Source organism: Streptococcus sp. 2106 (genome assembly GCF_013277315.1).
Lineage (GTDB): Bacteria > Bacillota > Bacilli > Lactobacillales > Streptococcaceae > Streptococcus > Streptococcus pseudopneumoniae.
Genome location: NZ_VMMS01000147.1, coordinates 1 through 652 on the forward strand (window position 1 = coordinate 1; position 652 = coordinate 652).

At 38.7% G+C, this 652-nt stretch carries 1 pseudogene; it reads right to left on the minus strand.

Annotated elements, in window-relative coordinates:
- Positions 1–16: 16 nt before the first annotated feature.
- A pseudogene (locus tag HT723_RS11220) lies at positions 17–358 on the minus strand (IS66 family transposase); the annotation flags it as partial.
- Positions 359–652 lie beyond the last annotated feature (294 nt).

Here is a 652-nt window from a genome sequence, read left to right on the forward strand (position 1 = left end):
TAAGTTACTGCCGCAACATGTCACAATGCACATAGCCAGAATAATCTCCTAGGAATTCTTGTACTACTGAACCACTTCGACGCTAATCATGGAGGTAGAGTGTGTTTGCTTGCTTCTCTGATTTTCCTGACAAAAAAGTCCAATAGTAAGTCAGCTGACTAGCACTCTCTAGAACCCGATAATAGGTTTCATCCGCATGAAGAAGATCTTGTTCTAACAACTTTTCTCGTAAAAGGTTATAGAGGGGCTCCAAATAGTATTGACTCGCCTTGATATGCCAATTAGAGATTTCCTTACGTGTGATTGGTAAACCCATCCTAGCCCAATCTTCTTCTTGGCGATAATTACGAATTTTAAGCAGAATATCATTTCTCTTTTTAGAATCAAAAGGTCGAGATTGTGGAATCTCTACAGGAACAATAGGTTGTGGCATTAAAATATCCTCCAATAGTTTTACTTTACTAATAGTATACAGGAGGTCTTCCATGAATGATAGATACCTTGTTATGACGCGCTTACAGAAGGACGACAAAAAAGAAAGGACAAAATTTGTCCTTTCTGAATCTTAGCTAACTTCCATCTACTACAGTTGGCAAAGAGGCTTCTTCACTATCCGCTATAGGGTGAGTATATCCAGCTAATGTGTAGGTTA